Annotated in this window: 7 protein-coding genes; all 7 read right to left on the bottom strand. The window is 39.5% G+C overall.

Features of this window, described 5'->3' with window-relative positions; all coding sequences use genetic code 11:
• Nucleotides 1-7,452 (bottom strand): mucin-binding protein (locus ADH52_RS04710; protein ID WP_049510393.1); only part of this gene is annotated, 7,452 nt, incomplete at its 3' end.
• 303 nt (nt 7,453-7,755) lie between these two features.
• A complete protein-coding gene (locus ADH52_RS04705; RefSeq protein ID WP_049486726.1) occupies nt 7,756-13,944 on the bottom strand; it encodes a MucBP domain-containing protein in 6,189 nt (2,062 codons plus the stop codon).
• 225 nt (nt 13,945-14,169) lie between these two features.
• Entirely contained in the window at nt 14,170-15,048 is an 879-nt protein-coding gene (locus ADH52_RS04700; RefSeq protein WP_049486725.1) for a glycosyltransferase family 52, read from the bottom strand.
• Entirely contained in the window at nt 15,045-15,749 is a 705-nt protein-coding gene (locus tag ADH52_RS04695) for a cytidylyltransferase domain-containing protein (RefSeq protein WP_049510391.1), read from the bottom strand. The genes ADH52_RS04700 and ADH52_RS04695 overlap by 4 nt, the downstream gene beginning before the upstream one ends.
• On the bottom strand, nt 15,733-17,088 hold the full coding sequence (locus ADH52_RS04690) for a sodium:solute symporter family transporter (protein WP_049486723.1): 1,356 nt from the start codon (nt 17,086-17,088) through the stop codon (nt 15,733-15,735). Before ADH52_RS04690 ends, ADH52_RS04695 begins: the two co-directional genes overlap by 17 nt.
• A gap of 2 nt (nt 17,089-17,090) precedes the next feature.
• Nucleotides 17,091-18,422, bottom strand: coding sequence for a glycosyltransferase (locus ADH52_RS04685; protein WP_049486722.1), 1,332 nt, complete (start codon nt 18,420-18,422; stop codon nt 17,091-17,093).
• A gap of 199 nt (nt 18,423-18,621) precedes the next feature.
• The coding region (locus ADH52_RS04680) for a ZmpA/ZmpB/ZmpC family metallo-endopeptidase (RefSeq protein WP_049510389.1) at nt 18,622-23,179 on the bottom strand (4,558 nt) is incomplete at its 5' end.

Raw genomic sequence — 23,179 nt, 5'->3', positions numbered from 1 at the left:
TACTGTAATCACTTTTCCATTTGGTAATTCAACCGTTACTTTAACTGGATCTTTCTTACCTGGTGTTGTTAAGTCTGGAATATTTTCAACATTCGTTACCTTGCCACCTTCTGGAATCTTGATGCCTTTAGTGTAATCCTCTGGCGTTAATGGGGTAGAGGTGACTGGTGTCTCAATCTCTTTAACAGGTGTTACATTAACTGGGACTTCTACTGTAATCACTTTGCCATTTGGTAATTCAACCGTGACTTTAACTGGATCTTTCTTACCTGGTGTTGTTAAGTCTGGAATGTTTTCAACATTGGTTACCTTGCCACCTTCTGGAATCTTGATGCCTTTAGTGTAATCTTCTGGTGTTAATGGGGTAGAGGTGACTGGTGTCTCTATTGAGACTGGAACGACTTCTACTACGTTAACAGGTACAGGTACCTCTTTAGTCGCAACTACTTTACCATCTTTCACATACTCTACCACTACTGTCGCTGGGATTTGTACACCAACTGTTGCTGTAGGTGGTACTGTTCCTGTTTTAACTTCTGTAACTGTTACAGTAACTCCTGATGGGAGCCCCTTCACGTTATTAGCTGCTTTTTCAGCCTGTTCTTTAATAGCTTTTTCTAGCTCTTGCTTATCACTATCTTTAAGAACTGTTACACCTTCTGGAGTTACTTTTGGTAATACTGTCACTGGGACTTTTACTGTCTCTTCACCATTTGCATACTTAACTTTAGTTGGTACTGTTACATCTGTTGATCCAACTTTATCCTTTGTATCTGGTAAATCAGCTTCTGTTGGATCTTGTACTGTTCCACCTTGTCCTGGTGTTACTGCATCTTTTACTTTGGCTACTTCAGGTTTGTCGCCTTCAACAACGTATACTGGATCAGCATTTGAACCAACTACACTTACAGTAATTTCTGCATCTTTTGTATACTTAACGCCATCTACTGTATAGGTTACTGGGACTTTTACAGTTCCTCTGTTTGTTCCTGCTTCCGATGTAATGGTTGCAAGCACTTCTTCTGTAATCGCTCCAACTTCTACATCTTTGGCACCATCTGGTAATTTAGCTTTGAAATCTGCTGAGTTTGCTACTTCTTCTGCTTTAGCTTTAGCTACTTCTTTAACTTTATCTGTAGTTTCACCTTTTGGTACTGTTACTTCACCTTTAGCAACTGGCAATACTGTCACTGGTACTTTCACTTGTTCTGGAGCTTTAATTCCGTCGTAAGTTACAGGGACTGTTACTTCTTTCTTACCCGTTGTTTTTGTTAGGTCTTCTGGAATTACAGGATTACCTTTAGTTCCATTAGCTCCTGGTGTTACTGCATCTTGAACAGTTTTAGATTCTACTGTATCACCTTCAAAGACTACCAATGATTTTGGTGTTGAACCAACTACCGTTACCGGAACTTCTACTTCTTTAGATCCAACTACACGGCCTTTATCATCAGTATATTCAATAACTACCTTAGCTGGTTTTTGTTCTCCTGTAGCAGTTGTTTCAGGTTTTTCTTTCACTTCTTTAACAGTTACTGTTACACCTGCAGGAATACTATCTTTTGGTAATGCATCCACCACTTCTTGAGCTTTTGCTTTAACCATTGTTTCTAAATCTGTACTATCTTTAAGTACTGTTACTCCCGTTGGTTTAACAACTGGTAATACTTTAACGACCGTAGGGACTTCTACAAGTTTATCTTCACCATCTTTCGCAACTACTGTTACTTTCTTATCTCCAGGTGTTGTTGTATCTACATCACCATCTTTATAGGTGAACTTAGTTCCGTCTGGATATTGATCAGAATTAATGCTTTCAGATGGATCTGGTTGTGTATTTTGAGGATTTTCAAATACATATTGCACTTCAGGATCTACTACCACAACTTTAGCTGGAACTTTAACAATCGTATCTTCACCAACTTTAGCCACAACGACTACATCTTTCTCTCCCGATGTAGTTGTATCTACTGGAGTTTCATAAGTAAATTCCGTTCCGTCTGGATATTCACCCGGTGTGATACTTTGTTTAGCTTCTGGTTGTTTATTAGCTTTATCAGCCACAACGTATTGTGGAATACTGTCAACTACACGTACTGTTGCTGGAACTCTTACTAGTTCATTTCCATTTTCATCAGTAACAATAACCTTAACCCCTTTATCTCCAGGTGTTGTTGTATCTGGTTCTTTTTCGTAAGTGAATTTAGAACCAGCTGGATAATCATCTGGATTGATACTATCTTCTGCTTTTGGAGCTTCTTTTGGATCTACTGGGACAATTTGTGGATATCCTTCAACAACTTTAATCGGTACATTAACAGTTTCTTCACGTTTATTATCCCCTGAACCGTATGTCACTGTCACAGGAGCTGTTAATGTGTCATCCCCAACTTTATCAGTTGTATCAGGAAGTTTAGTTTCATCTACTGTTTTCTCATTTCCTTTAGTAGTAACAGCATCTTTTAATTTTTCTGAAGATGGTTTATCTCCTTCTACTACATAAACAGGTTTTGCAGTTGAAACTTGTGGTTTAACTTTAATTGTAAACTCTTGATCTATTTCTTTCTTAGTATCAAACGTTGGATCCTGATCAAATGGATTATCTACAACATCATATCCCATAGATTTCAAAACATCAACACGTGTTTGAACTTTTTCTTCTGGAATTTTATCTCCTGATTTACCAGCAAGATCATCAATATTATATTTCGTATCTAATGGTGTTTCAACACCTTCATCATCTACTGAAACAAATTTTACTTTTGCTTTTTGATCGTCTTTATCATAGGTAATCTTGATATTTGCTTTTGGATCCGTAATTTTTGGTGGTTTATAACCTTCTTCTGGATTTGCAGGATTTACTGGTTCTAATGGTGTTCCATTTCCATCTTTTGGAGTATATCCATCTTTATGAGGAATAATTTGTGTAATTTCACCAGTCTTGGTTGGATCATTTGGATCGTTAGGGAATGGAATCGGATCTCCATCCTTACCAGTGGTTGGATCAACAGGAATCCAGCTTCCAATCTTCGTATAAGTAACTTTATCCGTTTCATCAGGGATTACTTTTGTATCTTTTGCAGGGGTTGATGCTTCTTTAGCTGGAATTTCTTTTTTATCAGCAATATATCCTGGTAGAACATCTACTCCAACTTTATCCCATGTTTTATTTGGATTTTCCCAATCAGTATAGCTTACTTCTTTTGTGACAAGATTAACGGTTGCTTTTCTTGTGAATGGCACCGTTTGAACAGTATCATCCTTAGCTTTTTCTTCAGCTGCTGTATCTGAATCTTTCTTCACATATGAAATCACACGTTTAGCTGTTGTGTTCAAGTCAGATTCAGCTAATCCCTCAGGCCATTTAAGTTCTGGGGTATCCCCATTTGGATCTACTGGACTATCTTTTTCATGTGGTGTTGATGAAGGTACTTCAATGATTCTAGGTTTAACCACAATTTTAAATGTTTGAGAAGGTGATGATGAACCATCTGTTGGGTTAATATCTTCCTTGTCATCAAAAATTGGATGATGATTATCCTGAGTATTATAGTCATCACTTTCTACTTCATAACCTTGGTTCTTAAGTTCTTTGATTTTGTTGTCAATATCTGTATTTGCTGGTAATTCTGAACCAGATTTACCTGTTAAATCAAAGCTAGAAACCACTTCATTTGCGGCTCCATCGACTTTCTTCTCAATCACTACTTTAGCTGTTTGAGTAGAAGGTGTATATGTAATTGGTGATTCCCCAAATTTATCCGTTGGTGTAAATCCATCTGGAACTTTATAGCCTTGAGTTGGATCATTTGGATTTTTCGGTGTCAATTCTTGTCCATTATATACTGGAGTATAACCTGGAACATATGGAATTGTTATCGTGCTAAAATCACCTGGAACCGTTGGATCATTCGGGTTATTTGGATAAGAAATCTTATCTGGTGCTCCTTGTGGTTTCTTGCCTGCTGGGTACTCAGGTACAAATGAACCAATTTCTTTATAAAGAACTTTCTTCACTTCAGAAGTTGCTGTTCCATTTTGTGCTGGCTTAGGAGCATCTTTTTCTGGAACAAGTTTATCCGCATTATCCACTAATAAATAATTATTAATAACTGGAGATTCAACTGAGTTATACTTACCATTAGTACCATCTGCTTTAGCATCAGTTAGTTTATCCGCTTCATTGTAAACTTCCCAATCAGAGTAAGTTACTTCTTTTGTTTCAGGATTAACTGTTGCTGTACGTTTGTAAGTTACTTTTTGCACCTTTTCAGCATATAAAGGAGTAGCATTATCTTTGTTTGCATCTTCTTCTTTTAGATACTTAATTGTACGTGTAACTTCTTTAACTAAGTCCTCACGAGTAACTCCTGCTGGATATTTACCAAGATTTTCATCTCCTTCTTTTACAGGTGTATCTGCTGTTTTTGGAGATACTGGAGCTGTTGTGCTTGGATTTGTTGGATCAGTTGTTACTGTTGGGTCTACTTTAATTAAGTCTAAGACATGGACAGTGACATTTGTTTCTGTTGATTTCTTACCTTCACTATCAGTTGATTGAACTTTTACAGTGTAATCTCCAACATTAGTTGTATCTAGATTACCTGCATCACTTACTGCGATTGTTGGTTTAGTAGAATCAACTCCATCACGATCATCTTCTAAGTCAGTTGCTGATGGTTTCGCTTTTTCTAGAACTTTATCATTATTCCATTTGTCAGCTTCTTTGGTTTTATAAACATATAAATCTTTTTTCTCAACTGCTACTGTTGGAGCTTCGTTTAGAACATTAGCATAAGCTGGATCTGATTCGTTACCTGCTTTATCAAGCACAGTAACTTTGATACGTTTGTCAGGATTTGTTGTCTCATTCGCTTCTGTCAAATCTGTTCCTTTTGGAACTGGAACAACTAATTTACCATCGCGTACTTCAACTTTTGTTTCACCAATATACCAACCATCTTCTTTTTTATTTAAAGTAATTGGAGTTTTACTATTTGGTAACGTAACTTTCATTGAAGTTACTCCACCAATAGCTTCTTTAATATTGTCTACCTCAGTATCAGCATCACGGTCCGTTCCATTGTTTCTATCATTGTCAGCGATATCTTGTTTTTCTCTAGGTACATCTGTTAAATTAGTATCTTTTTCTGTTGGAACAGAAATTAATAATTCTGTTGGTTGATTTTTATCAGTTTTTTCTCCATTAATGCTATCAGTATGAACTGGTTCCACAGTAGGAGTTACTGGTTTAATCGTATCGATGTAAATTGTTTTGTTGTAGTAGTAATCTGGATTGTCTGTATTTCCTAGTGCATTAAATGTATTTCTATATGGACTATTTGGATTTACAACACCTGTATTTTCTAATACTCTGTTGCCTTGTAAATCTGTAAATCCTTCTTTAATTTCTGCAGTTACCTTAAAAGTAGCTGTCCCTTTGAAATTTTTTGCCGTTGTGAAATCAATACCGAATGTTCTTGTCCCATTCTTTGCTGGATCTGAATCCCCTGCATTGAATTTCAATCTAAGCGTTCTTGTAGCTTCATCATACGATACGACTTGGAAAGGACCAGGCCAATTCCATTCATTTGCTTTTTTTAGAGAATCTTTTAATTCGACACCTTCAGGAATTTTAATTGTGTATTCATAAGCGCCGTACGTTGGTAACCCACCAACGTTTTTCACAGTAACTCTTAATTGACCGGATTCTTTGTCTTTATAGAGAGTGTCTTCTCCATAAGAGGATGTAGCATTATTACGAACAACATCTGTTGTCATTTCTAATGCAGCACCAACAGCTAAGTTGACCCCACCTACAAAATATCCATCTTCAATTTCTGTTTTACCATTTACTGGGTAAGTCTTTTTAAACGCTGGACCATCTTCTAATGCTTTGATCGTTACTTTAATTTTTTTCGTAGTATTTGGAGTATTAATAATCGTTCTCCAGAATCCGAAACCATTACCATTCCCTCCATCACCATACGGAGTTGAAACGTGTGTTGTTTCACTATTATTATTCGCATCTTTCAGTGTTGTTAAAACTTCACCTGTGTCTGCATCTGTAACGGTAATTTCTACTTTTTCACCAGTACCAGCAGTACCCATATTCCCATATGCACCACCCGTTAATGCACTAAGATATAATCTAGAATTCGGATTGACATTAAATTCTTTCGAAATTTGTGTACCTTTTTTATTTAACTGAATATAATAGCCTTTACCGACAGCAGAATGTTCTGCATTATTTAAAGGAACACCAGGTACACTTGAGTAGTTGACACCATTTGCATAGTTTTGATTAGCTTTATTAGGCGCTAAAGGATTGTCTGGAGTAGGAGTATCGTTATACTGTCTATCAATACTTCCATTATTATCGTAAACTTTAGATGGTTTTGGTTCAAATCCAGCAGGTCTATCAGTCGCAACTTCTGTTGGAGCTTCTGGTTTAATAGCTGTTACATAATTATTTGTACCTTCTATCTTCCAACCATCAATTTCATTTTCGATTCGTTTTTCTTTCCAATTGTAAGTAATTTTCCCTAACTTCACTGGGGCTGGATTTGGACTACTAGCATTATTTCTTGAATATTGATTTTCAACAGTTGCGGATTTTGTTTCAACATCTGGAGTATTGAAATCAATATCCCCAAATTGATTTTTCAAACTTGAAATAACGTTATCTACTGGGTTAGCTCCTACCCCCCTCTTATTATTACTTGTAGGACCTTCCGCTGCTTGTTCCCCTACACCAGTAGGAGTCGCTCTAAACCCACTTTCCCCTTTACCAGGAATTGCTTTTCCGTTTCGTGGATCTTGGTTTTTATTTGTTTTTTCTACTTTAGCTTCTGTTTCTGATTTATCTTCTACAGCAGGAGACACTTTTGGCATGCTCTCAATTACAAAAGCCTTTTCTCCTAATCTTGCAACAGTTTTATCTACCTCTGCCTGAGTTGCTTTATCATTTGCTGATAAAGCTTGAGCTTCTAATAGTGCTGCCTTTGCATCCTCAATAGTTTTTGATGTTTTATTACTAATTTCAACTTTATCGATAGCTGATTGAATACGTGAAATCGCTTCTGATAACTTACTGAAGTCTACCTTTGCAATATTTTCTGGTGCTACCCTATCTTCATTAACTAAAGCTTCAGCTGAAGTTACTACTGGTTTAGAAACTGGATCTTTAGAAGGAATTTCTTTTCCCTTAGCATCAGAGCTCGCAACATTCTCTTCGTGATTTAGGTTTTCTTGAGATGGCGATGACTGTGGATTAGACAAATTTGAGCTCGTTCTTGCATCGTTTCCTTGAATAGTGTCAGCTTTTGCAGTGGCTCCACCTCCAAACATCATAAGCGCTGCAATCGCTACCGATGCTGCACCGAAACTATACTTTCGGATTGAAAATCGTTGAACCTTTTGTCCATGATATTTTTTTATTCGTGAGTACATTACTACTCCTTTTCTTATATTTTTATTTACATCAAGAAAAGTCAGTAAAATCCTTAAATAGATACTAAGAAAATCCCTGACTTCACCTATTGTATAATATATATAATAACTCTATCTATTCACTATGTCAAGCAATTCGATATTTTAATCGATGTTGATATATAAAAAAGCAAAGATAATTAATAGCTTCAGAAATATGATTAATAACTTTCAAAAAAGCTTAAAAATTACCTCATATTTACATAGAAAAAGGAGCGGATATGATATCCTACTCCTTATTCTTATCAGAAAATCTAATTAAATTTAGTCTTCTTTTTTCTTACGAGCAACAAGCCCAAATCCGCTCAAGACACCTAAAAGTCCAAGTGCTGCTAGGCTAGCATGGTCTTCTGTACCAGTATTAGGAAGTTCAGCTTGTCCTTTAGCTTCTGATGGAGCTACTGGAGCTTGTGGTGCTTTACCATTTACTGGTGCTGATGGCATCGTTGGAGTTGCTGGGTTAGCCGGTGTTGTTGGGTTAGTTGGATTAGCCGGAGCAACCGGTGTTGCTGGGTTAGCTGGGGCAGCTGGGGTTGCTGGGTTAGCCGGTGTTGTTGGTTGACTTGGGTCTGTCGGTTTCACCGGACTTGTTGGGTTTGTTGAAGGTGTTGATGGAGAACCTGGTTGAGATGGAGTGAGTGAGCCTCCATTTGTAGTACCTTCTTTGACTTCTTTATAAACGTAAGTTACTTCTGTTGTTCCTTCTGTTACTTTACCATTTTCATCACCTTTAGTTGAAGTTGGTACTAATACGTATAGCTTTCCATCTTTCGTAGTGATTGTAGCTGGTTTGTTGTCAGTTGTGTCATATGCTGAGCTTACTGATCCGTCTGTAGTATCTTTAACGTCTTCTGCGATTGTGTTACCCGCTTCGTCTACATAATGAACGACTACGTTTCCTTTAATTTCTTTGTACACATATGTTACTTCTGTTGTTTTACCTGCTTCAACACTTCCGTTTTCGTTACCTTTAGTTGATGCTGGTACTAATTCGTATACTCTTCCTTCTGCAGTTGTAATACGAGTTGGTTTCATATCATTATCAGTAGTGTTGTAAGCAGCTCCTGGTTTACCGTCTTTGGTATCAACAGCGTCAGTTTGGATTGTGTTTCCAGCTTCGTCTACATAGTGAACTACTACTTGTCCTGCTTTTTCGTAAACGTAAGTTACTTCAGTTTTACCTTCTACTACATCTCCTGTTTCAGGTTTAGAATCGTCTTTAACAGCTTTTTCTGTTAAGTAATATTTAACACCATCTTTTTCGATTGTTGCTGGTTTATTGTCAGTTGTATCGTATTTAGCGTTTAGAGAAGCACCTTTAGTATCTTCTTTATCTTCAGCAATCACGTTGCCTTCTGTGTCAACGTAGTGAACTACTACATCTCCAGTTACTTCTTTATAAACGTAAGTAACTTCTGTTGTTCCTTCTGTTACTTTACCAGACTCTTCACCCTTAGTTGAAGTTGGTACAAGTACATATACTTTACCATCTTTTGTAGTGATTGTAGCTGGTTTGTTGTCACTTGTGTCATATGCTGAGCTTACAGATCCATCAGTCGTATCTTTAATGTCTTCTGCGATTGTGTTTCCAGCTTCGTCTACATAGTGAACGACGACGTTTCCTTTTACTTCTTTGTAGACATAAGTCACTTCTGTAGTTTTACCTGCTTCAACACTTCCGTTTTCGTTACCTTTAGTTGATGCTGGTACGAGTTCATATACTTTTCCTTCTGGAGTAGTGATACGAGTTGGTTTCATATCGTTATCAGAAGTATCATATTTAGCTCCTGGTTGACCATCTTTTGTATCAACAGCATCTGCTTGAAGAGTGTTTCCAGCTTCGTCTACGTAATGAACAAGAACGTTTCCTGCTTTTTCGTATACATAAGTGATTTCTGTAGTTCCTTCTACAACAGCACCGTTTTCTGGCTTAGAACCGTCTTTCAATTCTTTAGCTGTCAAGTAGTAAACTTGTCCATCTTTTTCAAGTTTAGCTGGTTTGTTGTCAGTTGTGTCATATTTCTCACTTAGTGATCCATTTTCTACATCTTTCGTATCTTCAGCAAGTGTGTTTCCTTCTGTATCAACGTAGTGAACGACGACATTACCAGTGATTTCTTTGTAGACGTAAGTTACTTCTGTCGTTTCTCCAGCTTTAACTTTACCTGTTTCATCACCTTTAGTTGACTGAGGGATTAATTCGTATACTTTACCTTCTGGAGTAGTGATACGGTTTGGTTTCATTCCGTTATCAGCAGTGTTGTAGTCTGAGTTTGGTTTACCGTCTTTTGTATCAACAGCATCTGCTTGAATAGTGTTACCTTTTTCGTCAGTGTAATGAACGACTACTTGTCCAGCTTTTTCGTAAACGTATGTTACTTCTGTTTTACCTTCTACTACGTCTCCGTTTTCTGGTTTAGAGTCATCTTTAAGAGCTTTTTCTGTTAAGTAGTAAACAGTTCCGTCTTTTTCGATTTTCTCTGGTTTGTTGTCAGTTGTATCGTATTTAGCGTTTAGAGAAGCACCTTTCGTATCTTCTTTATCTTCCGCAATTACGTTACCTTCTGTATCAACGTAGTGAACGACTACATCTCCAGTTACTTCTTTATAAACATAGGTTACTTCTGTAGTTCCTTCAGTAACCTTACCAGTTTCAGCACCTTGAGTTGCTGTTGGTACTAATTGGTAAACTTTGCCTTCTGGAGTCGTAATACGTTCTGGTTTCATTCCGTTATCAGAAGTATCATATGGTGTGCTAATTGATCCATCTGTTGTATCTTTAGCATCTTCAGCAATTTTGTTTCCTGCCTCATCTGTATAGTGAACTACTACATTACCTTTTACTTCTTTATAAACGTATGTTACTTCTTTCGTTTGTCCAGCTTCTACCGTACCTGTTTCATCACCTTTAACTGATGCTGGCACTAGTTCGTAGACTTTTCCTTCTGCAGTTGTGATACGGTTTGGTTTCATTCCGTTATCTGCAGTGTTGTATTCAGAACCTGGTTTTCCATTGTCAGTATCTTTAGCACCTGAAGCAATATCTTTACCGTCTGCAGTTCCTACTAATGGAGTTCCGTCTTCTGTTTGGTAATTAACGATTACTGATCCAGCTTTTTCATAAACGTAAGTTACATCAGTTTTACCTTCAACTACGTTTCCAGTTTCTGGTTTAGAATCATCTTTAAGACCAGCTTTTGTAATGTAGTATACAGTTCCGTCTTCTGCAGTGATTTTTTCTGGTTTGTTATCAACAGCAGTATCATATTTTTCGCTTAGAGATGCACCTTTAAGGTCGTCTTTATCAGCTGCGATTTTGTTACCTTCTGTGTCAACATAGTGAACTACTACATCACCAGTTACTTCTTTATAAACGTATGTTACTTCTTTAGTTTCTCCAGCAACAACTTTACCAGTTTCTTCACCTTTAGTTGCTGTTGGTACTAATTCGTATACTTTGCCTTCTGCAGTTGTGATACGAGCTGGTTTCATTCCGTTATCAGAAGTATCATAATCTGATCCTGGTTTTCCATCTACAGTGTCTTTAGCACCTGAAGCTACATTTGCACCAGCTGGGTCAACACCTACTAATGGAGTTCCATCTTCTGTTTGATAGTTAACGACTACTTGTCCAGCTTTTTCATAAACATAAGTTACTGTAGTTGTACCTTCAACAACATCTCCAGTGGCTGGTTTAGAATCATCTTTCAATTCTTTAGCTGTTAGGTAGTATTTAACACCGTCTTTGGTGATTTCAGCTTTTTTGTGGTCTGCTGTGTCGTATTTAACGTTTAGAGAAGCATCTGTTTCGTCTTTTTCGTCTTCTGCGATTACGTTACCTTCAGTATCTTCATACTTAACGACAACATTACCTTTTACTTCTTTATAAACGTAGGTTACTTCTTTCGTTTCACCTGCAACAACTTTACCAGTTTCTTCACCTTTAGTTGCTGTTGGTACTAATTCGTATACTTTACCTTCTGCAGTTGTAATACGGTTTGGTTTCATTCCGTTGTCTGCAGTGTTGTAGTCAGTTCCTGCTTTAGCGTCTGTAGTGTCTTTAGCACCTGAAGCTACATTTGCACCATCTGCAGTACCTGTTAATGGAGTTCCGTCTTCTGTTTGGTAGTTAACGATTACTGATCCAGCTTTTTCGTAAACGTAAGTTACTGTAGTTGTTCCTTCTACTACGTCTCCAGTAGCTGGTTTAGAACCATCTTTCAGTTCTTTAGCTGTTAAGTAATATTTAACACCATCTTTCTCGATAGATTCTTTTTTGTGGTCAGCTGTATCGTATTTAACATTTAGAGAAGCATCTGTTTCATCTTTTTCGTCATCAGCAAGTGTGTTACCTTCAGTATCTTCATACTTAACGACAACATTACCTTTAACTTCTTTGTAAACGTAGGTTACTTCTTTAGTTGTTCCTGATTCAACCTCACCTGTTTCTTCACCTTCAGTTAAGTCTGGAACTAATTCGTATACTTTGCCTTCTGCAGTTTTAATACGAGTTGGTTTCATTCCATTGTCTGCAGTGTTATAAGCTGTACCTGGTTTACCATTATCAATGTCTTTTGCACCTGATTCTACAGTTTTACCAGCTCCATCTTCGTCTACTACTGTTCCTGCAAGTGGAGTTCCATCTTCTGTTTTGTAGTTAACGATTACTGATCCAGCTTTTTCATAGATGTAAGTTACTTTTGTAACACCTTCTACTACTGTTCCTGTTTCAGCTGGTGATGTAGTTTCTGTACCATTTACAGATGTCATTGTGTTTGCTTCGTTTAGGTAGTAAACATTTCCTTGTGCATCTGTAAGTTTTTGAGGTTTTTCAGTTTCATTTTCTTTAGTGTTGTAAGGTACGTTTTTAGAAGCTGTAGTACTACTTACAATTACATCATTTCCATCAGCATCAACATAGTATTTCTCAGTTACTACTTCAGCTACTGTTTCAGGAGTATCAGTGTAAGGAGCTTTTAATTCTGTTCCGTCTTCTGTTTGGTAGTTAACGACTACAGAACCTTTTTTCTCGATTTCACGAGTTTTTTCTTCTGCATAAGTGTAAGTGATTGTTGTAGTACCACTTGCTAAACGGTATGCACGAAGAGGAGTGATTTCGTCACGGTAAGAATACTCTTCAACTTCCGGCGAAGGATCAGAAAATTTAAGAAGAAAATCACTACTATCTTCTAAAGTACTTGTTTCTTGATCAGTAACGCTTGCTATATCAGCTGTTATATCACTTGTAGGTCTTCCTTTATCATCAACTTGATCTCCCTTATCAGCACTAATCTCCAGAGGACCACCAGTTTTTGCCGCCATTCCTAAAGTAATATATCGTTTGAAATTAAGGAGGTTATCTTCAAATCCTTTTTCTTGAAGATATGCAAGATAGTTTTTTACAAGAGTTTTGTTGGCTTCTCCTGTTAAAGTATCTGGAGCCGCTTTAAAGTTTTGTACCATTGCATATGTTCTATTTAAAGTAGCCCCAGTTCCATCTTTATCATCTGCTACATTATCACTAGATGACAATTGTATCTGTGCTGTTAAAGAGAAACTCTCAGTTTTAGCTGTTACATAGGTATTTTTCTCAAGGACGAAAACATAATCACCTTCTTTGATTCCACCATCAGCTGTTACGTTAGCTGAAGTGAAGTTTTTTGCTGTTGCTTCTCCAGCTTTGAAAGCTTCTATCATCTTAGCATCAGAAGTGATCGCACCTGAATCAGCTTGTACATATTTACCATATGTTCCTTTTCCTGTTTGTTCAACAATCCAAGCTTTTCCACCAGGTTTTACAGTATCATAAGTGATTTTACCTTCTGCGTTACTTAACCCTTCTGGAGTCAATTTCGCAGTTACATCACCTAGAGTTGTGTCAGAGTACACTCCTCCACCGTTTCCAGTAGTTTCAACCTTAGGTTCTCCGATTAGGTGGTAAGTCTTCCCATCTTTTTCGATTGTTTCTTTCTTACCATTTTCTTTAGCGTCGTTTAGGTCGCTAGCTTCTGCATCACCACCTGTAGTTCCTTTGAAAACTTCTCCTGATTTACCGTATACATCGTATGGTGTTTCAATCGTTTTATCAGCACCAGAGTTTTGGTTTTTGTTTTCTTCTAATACAGTATTACCCTCAGCAGTTACATATTTGTAGTCTACTTTTCCAGTTTTAGTAATTGTATTTGTTCCCTCTGCAGTTGGATCAGTTGAAAATGCCCTACCTGCATCTGGGTTCTCAATATTAGCTGTATCTACAATTACTGACCCCTTATCATTTGAGATCGTTGTTGTGTTGTCGCTGTTTTCTGTCATCGCTGCTTCTGCAATATGGGGTTGTCCTGCCATTGCAAGGGCTGCACCGACAATCAGACCGACTGTACCGATTTTGACTGAGTCTGAACGACCGTCTTTAAACTTACGAATGGAAAATTTTTCTTTTTTATTTATAAACATCTTCATCATCCTTTTTTTATTGTATAATTTTTATTTTTAAGCTGTTATTATGCTAATACTTGCTTGAAAACTTCAAAATTAGACACTTAATTTTAACACTTTAAAACCTCTTATACAAGGAATTTGAATACTTTTTGATCATTCAAACTATAGTTTTTTGCTATATTTATATATAAAAAATCCATATAGCGTATGGATTTACATATTTTAAAATATACATTTATGCTACCAGCCAAGTGAAACCCTTTCAAACTGACAACCCAAGCGTCGCAATTCTTTTTGACGGTCCTCATAGTAGGGGAGGGAAATGCCTGTAATGGTCACATGGGGAAGGTCTTTCAAGTGCAGGCTGACGGATGAGGTAAAATGATAGACATGAACGAACTCGTATTCTTGAAAGAGTTGGGCTAGAACATCTTCAAAGATCAACTCCGTCTCCAAGTAGGTCACATCAGGGATAGTGAAGGTTTCCTTGGGATGGGGTATATAGAGGTCAATGGCCAAGGCCTTGGCATAGGTACTGATAAAGCGGATGGAGATCTGATCGTCCTCTTCAGAGAACTTTTGCCCCAGCAGAACCTTGACTGTCTTGCCATTTGAAACAGGAGCTTGAGGCAGGTTAAAAAAATGCTCCAGATAAACTAGCTTTTCTCTAGCTACGACATGGTAGTCGCTGCGATAGAGAGTATAGTGCTTTTCCGTCCGCTCAATCAAGTCATCTCTGGTCAAGCCCAAAGAGCCCACCTGACTGGGTTGAAGGGGCCAAGCATACATACCCAAGGGATAAATATCCGCATAGCCATCATCGAAACTCATGAGGTGCTGGTAAGTAGAGCTAGCAACCAAGTCTAGAATCAATCTATTGTCAAAACTAGCATAAAAGATAGTGTCATAGTCTCCCGCCAGCTCCTGACAAATCTGAGCCAAGTCCGCTGCCGTCTGAGGATAGTAAACATGATCAAAATCCTTAGCATAATGCTCTTGTCGGGCATTTTTGACAGGACTGACATAAAGACTGACAAAGTCCTGATCCGGATAGAGTCCCTCGATATGCTGTGCAATCTTGGACTGCAAGGGTGTTGTCGCAATGATGAGGTGTTTCATCTCTTTGATTCTCCTAGGTGGTGATGGTGCAGCAAGGTCTCAACGACTTCAAAATCCAAGGCATCGTCGATATCATAAGAATAGAGTTTGGGCATTTCATAGGCTACTGTCTTATCTGTGTAAAAGGTTTCATCTCGTAGGTAAAGGCCCTTGCGAGAAATCCAGATACTACCGTTGGGATAGTAATAGACGGGCTCTTTCTGCCGAGCGTAGTGCTTGGACACCTGAGGCGGACGGATAAAAGTTGACTCCTCCAACTGCAAGAAAAGACTACGACTCTTGTCCGCCTTGACACAGGAAATCAGATGGTCGGCTCCAGACTGACAGTAGAGTTGATAGGATTCGATGAGATGTTCTACTTCTCTAAGTGGTGAGGTCACCTGCAGATTCACGAAGACCTGCTCTTCCTCAAAGGGTTGTAAAAAGTCTCGTAAGGTTTCTAAGCTAGAGGTTGTTGATAGGGCCAATTCTTTTGGTCTATGGACACAACAAACCTCTGGATAGGCTTGGCGACAGAGTTCTAGATAGGCTAGTGAGTCTGAGGAGACCCAGATATCACTAAATAGCTTGGAGGCTAGAGCGACTTCTATGGTATAGAAAACCAAAGGTTTGCCTGCAAGCAGTTTGATATTTTTATCCACTATGCCGCGTGAACCCGAACGGATCAAAATGACGGCTATGGGTTTAGATGTTGCTTTCATATAGTCTTCCTAGAAATGAGATAAAAAGAGCAGATAAAGTAGTAATGATGCTATTTAACCAAGGATTTGGGTTGGCAAAGAAACCACTGTAATGATAGAGGACCAAGGCTCCTAGACTAATGACCAGATAGATTTTGTCTAACTGTAAGTTCGGTCTTTTGAGGAATAAAACCAAGAGGTACAAACCACCAATCACACCCAGTGTCAGACCCATAAAGCCGTTAATCCATTCGTAGATGGAGTAGATTTCTGCATTCATGAGTAAGAGACAGAGGAGCCAAGACAGGCCTGCTATGACAAAGGACAGGAAGCTTGGCGACCAGCGAATCTTTGTCCAAGCAAAATCCAACTTCAAGCAGGTCACGATTGCATTCATACTGGACGAGACCGTGGATTGGCCCGCTGCCAAGAGAGCCAGCATAATGAAACTACCAAACCAAGGTGCCAGACTTTCCCGAGCGTAGGCGATGAGAACGGGATTGGTCGATGTGGTGGCGAAATTTTCCTGACGAATCAATAGGCCAATCAGATACAGTAAACTAGCAATCCCAAAGGACAAGAGGCCCTGTAGCCATAAGATTTTTCCAATCTTCCGACTCCCCATTTTGCTGTTAAAACGTTGGACGATGTCCTGCGAAGAAACGTAGGAAAATAAACTACTAAAACCAGCTCCTGCAACCAAGATCAAGACCGTCCGCCCATCCAAGGTCTCTGCAAAGTGAGATAGTTGCTGACTGCTATTTACGACTAGACCTGATTGGGCAATCCTTGGTAAAAAGAGGGCCAATATAGCCAGCAGGACCAAGCCTTGAAAGAAATCTGTCCACAAAACAACCAAGAGACCTCCTCTTGCCAGATAATAAACCGTCAAGAGGAGGAGTAAAGCTGATAAGACCAGCTGATTGATAGGGATAAAGGGCTCTAAGGCCTGTGACAACAAGTAGGTCACAACTGCTATTCGCCCCAACTGGTAGAGGATGAAAAGACCTGAGGCCAGTGAGCGAATACCAGACGATTGAAACTTGTCTTCTAAAAGATGATAGGCTGTCTCGTAGTTGCCCTTTTGATAGAGCGGCAAAAAGTAGCGGTGAGCGAGGGGAATGGCTAGAAAGATGCCACACTGGGCAAACCAGAGATAGGACCTGCCTGTATAGGCATTCCCCACCAGAGTCAGGAAGGAAATGGGACTGAGCAAGGTCGCAAAGACCGAGAAGGCCAAAACAGTCACAGGAACAGCTTTCTTAACCTGATAGTAGTCCTCTTCGCTCCCTTTTTTCCGATAGGCAATCAAGGAAATCAAGCAGAAATACAGCGAGAGGGTAAGTAGAATTCCCAACATTCCTAGAATTTCCTATCTAGTAGTTCGCGGTAGCTTTGGGCCACTGTCCCTAGTGAATAGTGGGCCGCTAGGGCTATATTTTCTGCATTTGACTGGCGATAGTCAGCCTGCTCCATCTCTTCTATCTTTTGAATCAACTCTGATTTGGTTTTAAACAAGTTGATAGCATTGGACTGGCTAGAATAAAAACGATGGGCAATCTCTACATCTGATAACAAGGCTAACAAACCTTGATTGAGAGCTTCGACGCAGGCGTTGGCAAATAATTCTGTAAAACTAGCCGACAGGTAGCACTGGTGGAGGTGGTAAGGAACCTCATCGACAATACCTTTGAACTGAATGGTTGGTGGCAGGTCGTAGCGATTGCGCAGTTCCTCCAGACGCTCCTCGGTACCACCATAAAAGGTAATCTGGGCCTTGGAGCCACGTTTGTAGAGTTCGATAAAGGCTTCAATGACAAACTCAACATTCTTGCCTTCTCCCATATGACCCACTAAGCAATAGTCCAAAACAGGTCCCACTTCCTTGATTTGATCGGGGTCTTCTGTAAACATAGGGGGCAGGAATCTTGTCTGGTAGCCTTCTTGCGCCAAGCTCTCTGTCAATTTCTCACTGGCAACTAGATATCTGTTTGTCTTGCGCAGATTGGCGAGGCGTAAATCTCGCATGACATTTTCATGGACGACTTCATAGTAATTTTTGTCCGTGTTTTCCATGTAACGCCAAAGGCTGGGTTTGGGTACGATTTGTTGGTCACGGATGAAGAGGTCGGTTTGCTGGGCCCATTTGGCTAAGAACTTAACTAGCAAGTCCTCTTCAGAACGGATTTCTCCCTCGATACGGTAGATATACTCTGGATAAAAGATAGTGACAGGAGAGGGTTCTTTAAAGGGATCGATAAATCGTCCTTCCAGAGCCAATTCTCCATTTTCATGATACCAACGAAGTTCCTTCTCCTTGAAATCTTCAAACAAGAAGGGACCCTTGGTGTAGTAATATCTCCCCGAGCCATCTCCTAAGGTAACTGAGGCCACAAAACCATCTTCATTGAGCTCCACCTGATCTCCGTCTGCTAGCGTTAGACTTTCTGGTCTCACTGATAAGTCTGCATGGCCTATATCTGAAAAACTATGCGGAACACATATCAGTTCTTTTTCTAAAAATCCTAACTTGATCAAGTCTTTCTTCCAGTCAGGACGAAGCTGAGGGCTCGAAACAAGGTGGACATATTCCAAACCCAGATGGCGTGCTATATGGGCTCGATAGACCTGGGTACTCTCAAAGCCATAACGATGGATTTCCTTGGCTGGATGGATGCTGACAATTCTCGACATGATGTAGACTCTTTCTCTCTTATTTTCTGCTTACAAAGGAAAAACCACCCTCACAAAGAAGCGAGGGTGGTTTTTCCGTTACAATGCTTGGGGATTTCCTAGCAAGTTCCCCCTCAAAAGGACTTTATGCTATTCTATCACAAAGACTGACCATCTGCAAGGTGGACTGGTTTAGACAGGATAGCTTGGGGGAGTTTTCTTATTGTTTATAAATCGATTCTCTGAAATCATCTGTGCTACGTAGGTAGGCATTGTAGATTTTTTGTTTTAACAAGTGTACCCAGCTTGCAGGAGCATGGCTTGTCGTACGGTCAATGTTAGCCACATCTTTTGCCACTGCTTGATCGATGAGTTCTTGCATTTGGGCAGCTGAACGGATTGTAATCTCCTTGCTGCTGTTTGGTACACCAAGTTCGTACTGAATGGTGATTGGTTTCAACTGATCTTGCTTGTGAATACGTTGTTCAAACATATCCTTCTTGAAATCAGCCCATGAACCGTATTTGTTGGCAAAAACATTTTTCAAGACGAGACTATCAGTGATGAGGCCCACATCTTTTCGGTGCCAATCTGAATAGGTAATATCCCCATTGCGTTTAGCTTCTTCTGCGTATTGGTTGGATACATATGGTAAGAACCCTTCTTGGTACCCTTTTTCTGCCAACAATTCATAGGCTGTCTTTCTAAACATGATGTCACCAGGTGCACCCTTTGGATTGCTGAGAGCAGCATAAATCGGTGAGAACATACTGATAAGATGATAGCCATTACGAGCATAGTCACTCTTATCACGGTAAGCCCGACGGTTGATGATATCATTATCAATCAGGGCATCAAGACTAGTTAGTTTACTTACTTCAGCATCTGTCAATGGACGAACAGAGTTTCCAGCATGAGTTTGTTTATGGTACTTGTCCTCAATGTAGAAATTCTCTATTTTTCTAAACCATTTTTTCTTAACATCATTTGACTTAGTTAAAATGGCATTGGCTTCCATAGCATCCAAGGTATACAAGACATCGTACATACCGTGCACATACTCTTGCAAGGCTGCGGCTGATGTGAAGCGGCTTGTCGGATCATAAGTATGCAAGCGAGTTGGTGAATCCTTATCCCCTTTATAGAGAGTATTCAAGACAATAGCATCCTTATCTAGACTGTCAGCAGATTGCAACAGTCCTAGGGCATACAACTCTGCTCCCAATCCTTCACGACGACCTTTTCCTTCAAAGTAAATATGTCCGTCAGAATTATGAACCATTTCATGAGTATAGACAGATGTTCCGTATTTATCCAACAAGCGGTCGCTGACATAGTGGACCTCAGAACCGTTGGCATAGGCTCCAGCTCCCTTACTTTCCCCATACCACTTACCAGTTGGTCCAAAGAAGTTGTAGATAGAATCAATGGCCTTATCAGACAGGGTAGCCCAGTAATAATTACTATTGCTATCTTTCATACCAAAGCCATCTGAAACCATAACTGAACGGAAGAGTTTTTCTTTGTATTCTGGTGAAAGGAGGTGGTACCAGATATCGTAGTGGTCTCGTTGCCATTCAGCCGACTGGTCGACCTTAGCACGGACATACTGACGCAATTCTTCTCCTGATAAGACTGTATTATTGATACGGTCAAGGTAACGTTCGTAACCACCAAAGGCCAAGGTAGAAAGATTTGAAATCACATAAAAATCTTCTTCTGGCAATGTTAATAAAGGTAGGAGCATGTTTTTTAATTTCCAACTTGGTGCCGTAATACGGTCATAGACTCCCAGTGTATACTTACTATCTGGTGTAGCTGACTCTTGTTTGGCACGCACTTCTGGAATAGCTGACTTACTCTCTACTATATAGGCCTTGGTATTCGTCTTCAACCATTCATTATTGGTTTTAGTTGGTAGGAAGAGTTTTCTGTAAGACTCTAGTAAATCCGTCACTGTCTTGCGACCTTTTGCAGCTGCTAGTGTTGTTTCATAGGCACTTATATTATTTGATGCTTTGAGATTTTCCATACCACTCTGACCTAGTGCAATGATGGTATCCAAGGTTGAAGCTGTGTTATTGCCATCAAAGTCAAACTTATAGGTATTGAGGTCCTTGGTATTGATGTGATCGTAGTTGATATTGTACCAGCGATTGAGGTAAGTCAAACCAAGCAAGAAAGCTTCCTTATTGTTCTTAATTTTCTCGCTGATGTAGGTTGCTACACTTTCTCCCATCGTATTGATAGACTTGTCCATGGCTAGCACTTTACGAAGATGTTCGCCGATATTGGATTTAACTTTTTCAAATTCTTTGTCCAAATATAGCGAATCAAGCGACGCATCTGCCTCAATGCCCAGAACTCTTCTCATGGCTGCTGAGTCATATTCAACTCCTTGCAAATCTGCTAGGACCTGATTGGTCACTTTCGTATAGTCAGATAAAAAGGCCTCTGGTGTAAAGATAAAGTTTTTACCTGCTACGCTGTACTCTGCAATTTGTGTATTTTTGAAGTTTTCTTTGTAGGTGACATCCAGATAACTGATTGTATTATCAGCAAAATGCAACATCAGTTTATTGATAGTTGCTTTATTGGCTTGAATATCTGTGATGATATCATTGTCCCTCATTGGTACAACGTCCAGCAGTTCTGTAGTATAAAGCTTATCAGTAGGATCAACTTGATTTCCATAGTGAACCACTAACTCTTTGTTGTAGAAAGGCATCAATTTCTCAATATTGTGATAAGCAACTTTTCGACTAGCTTGGCCTTGGATTAACTGAGTATAGTCCACACTTCGTTGATTGTCCTTGAGTGTTTGACCTGTATCGTTTAGTGTCACTGTCATCCCATAAGACTGGACCTTTTCTCTGGCCTGGTCTTGGGTAATTGGGGTCGCATAGAGATCGGCCTTATTGTTCTCAACAACAGTGCTAGCATCTTTGATGTCCGCTCCCTTATATTGGTCTCCTGTGATGCCATAACCATCTCCAGTATTAACCATGCTAACGACATGATGGATACGGCCATTTTGCCATGTAGAGCCAGCTATACCTCCGACACGTGGATAGGTTGTCGTATTGAGGATGGTTCCACTTGCTAGTGCATGAGAGACCAAAGCACCACTTTGAACTTTCCCTACAATACCTCCAGCAAATTGGTCATTGTTGCGGGCATTGCTAGAAATACTTGTATCAACAGCTACCTTATCAATCTTAGCCTTATTACCAGATAAGAGCCCTGCTATACCTCCCACATAGTAAGGAGAAGCATCCGTATGCTTAGCCTGAATGCTACCTGTAAATGAACTATTGCTTATTTCTGTATCTTGAGCCTTGGCTACCAAACCTGCAACTGACTTGCTACCTGTCAATTGACCTTCTACAGCTACATTACTAATCTGACTATTAGTAGCTACTTTTGCTAGGCTGGCTGTGTCATCTTGACTCTTAATCGCTACTGCTTTAAGGTCAATATCTTTCACAGTAGCCTTGGTCAAGTTATCAAACAAGGCTGTCTTGAGGTCATAAATCGCAAACGGCTTCCCATCACTCGCACCGATAAGATTACCAGTGAAAGTGCCTGTCACATAGCTGGTTTGTCCCTTTGCTAAGGCCACTTCATCAGCTGTCATATCAGCTCCAAGTTTAAAGGTTCCAGCGAGATTACCTTGCATGGCAGCAATCAGTTTCTTGAAGGAAGTATAGACACCGTCCTTGGCAAGCTTTTGCTTATCAACTGTGAAGCTATAGTTATCCTTGTATGCTGAATCTTTCTCTTGAACCAGTTCATTGAAGGCAACGGTTACCTTGTACTTCCCATCCTCTGTTTCCTTAATAGAGCTCACTGGTAGCAACATTTCTTTCATCTTATCTGATTTGACTTTGACAAAATAAGGTGATAAATCACTTGGTACTTCTGATAAATTCAGATAGCGACGGTAGTGACCATCTTCCTTACCATAGAGCCCCACTTCATCCACATCTTTGATTTCAATTTTCTTATAGTCCAATTGAAAATCTTTCGTTGATACTTCTGTATTTTCCTGATCAGATTGGCCTAGATTATAGGTCAGGTAAGTCTTAATTGTATAAGGAGTATAGTAGTCCAAACCATCAATCGTTTGCTGAACGGATAAATCTTTCAAATCCACTTCTTTAATCAGTGTTCCATTTTGAAAAATTTGGGCCTTGGCCTTAACAAAAGCAGACGTTTGGTCATCTAAGTGATAGGTGACTGCTACAGCTTTTTTGCTCTCATCTTTAACAAGATTGGTGATTTCAACTGTTGGTTTGGTTTTAACAAGACTGCCAACCTTGACAATCTCTTTGGTTGGTTCTACTTCTGTACGTGAGATTTCCTTGCTAGCTTCCACCTTACCATCTACGAGATAATCTTCATACTCGATTGTCCGTAAACCGTCTTTTCCTTCCTGAGCAATTTCTCGATGATTTTTTAAGATAGTCGCATCTTCAATTTCTTCCGTTTCATGAGGAATGGTTTCTGTTACTGTACGATGATTACTTGTCAAAGGCAGTTCAGAAAGAGCCTCTGCTACAGCAGCTTCACCCTCGTGACCCTGCTCTTGTGTGCCTTGAGTACTGATTGGACCTGTATAAGACGGTAATTCTGGTTGAACCAGAGATTCGCCTTCATGACCTGACTCTTGCGTGCCTTTAGTGCTAACGGGTTCTGTATAAGACGGTTGTGCTGGTTGAACTAGGGCATCGCCCTCATGACCTGGCTCTTGCGTGCCTTTAGTGCTAACGGGTTCT

The sequence above is a fragment of the Streptococcus pseudopneumoniae genome, assembly GCF_001072665.1.
GTDB classification, from domain to species: Bacteria; Bacillota; Bacilli; order Lactobacillales; family Streptococcaceae; genus Streptococcus; species Streptococcus pseudopneumoniae_S.
The sequence above is the reverse complement of the archived record's forward strand: the minus strand, read 5'-3'. Positions and strand labels throughout refer to the sequence as shown.

Bases quoted from the DNA above. Each gene is read 5' to 3' on its own strand.
- ADH52_RS04685 (WP_049486722.1), bottom strand. From the start codon at position 18,422: ATGTCGAGAATTGTCAGCATCCATCCAGCCAAGGAAATCCATCGTTAT.
- ADH52_RS04690 (WP_049486723.1), bottom strand. From the start codon at position 17,088: ATGTTGGGAATTCTACTTACCCTCTCGCTGTATTTCTGCTTGATTTCC.
- ADH52_RS04695 (WP_049510391.1), bottom strand. From the start codon at position 15,749: ATGAAAGCAACATCTAAACCCATAGCCGTCATTTTGATCCGTTCGGGT.
- ADH52_RS04705 (WP_049486726.1), bottom strand. From the start codon at position 13,944: ATGTTTATAAATAAAAAAGAAAAATTTTCCATTCGTAAGTTTAAAGAC.
- ADH52_RS04700 (WP_049486725.1), bottom strand. From the start codon at position 15,048: ATGAAACACCTCATCATTGCGACAACACCCTTGCAGTCCAAGATTGCA.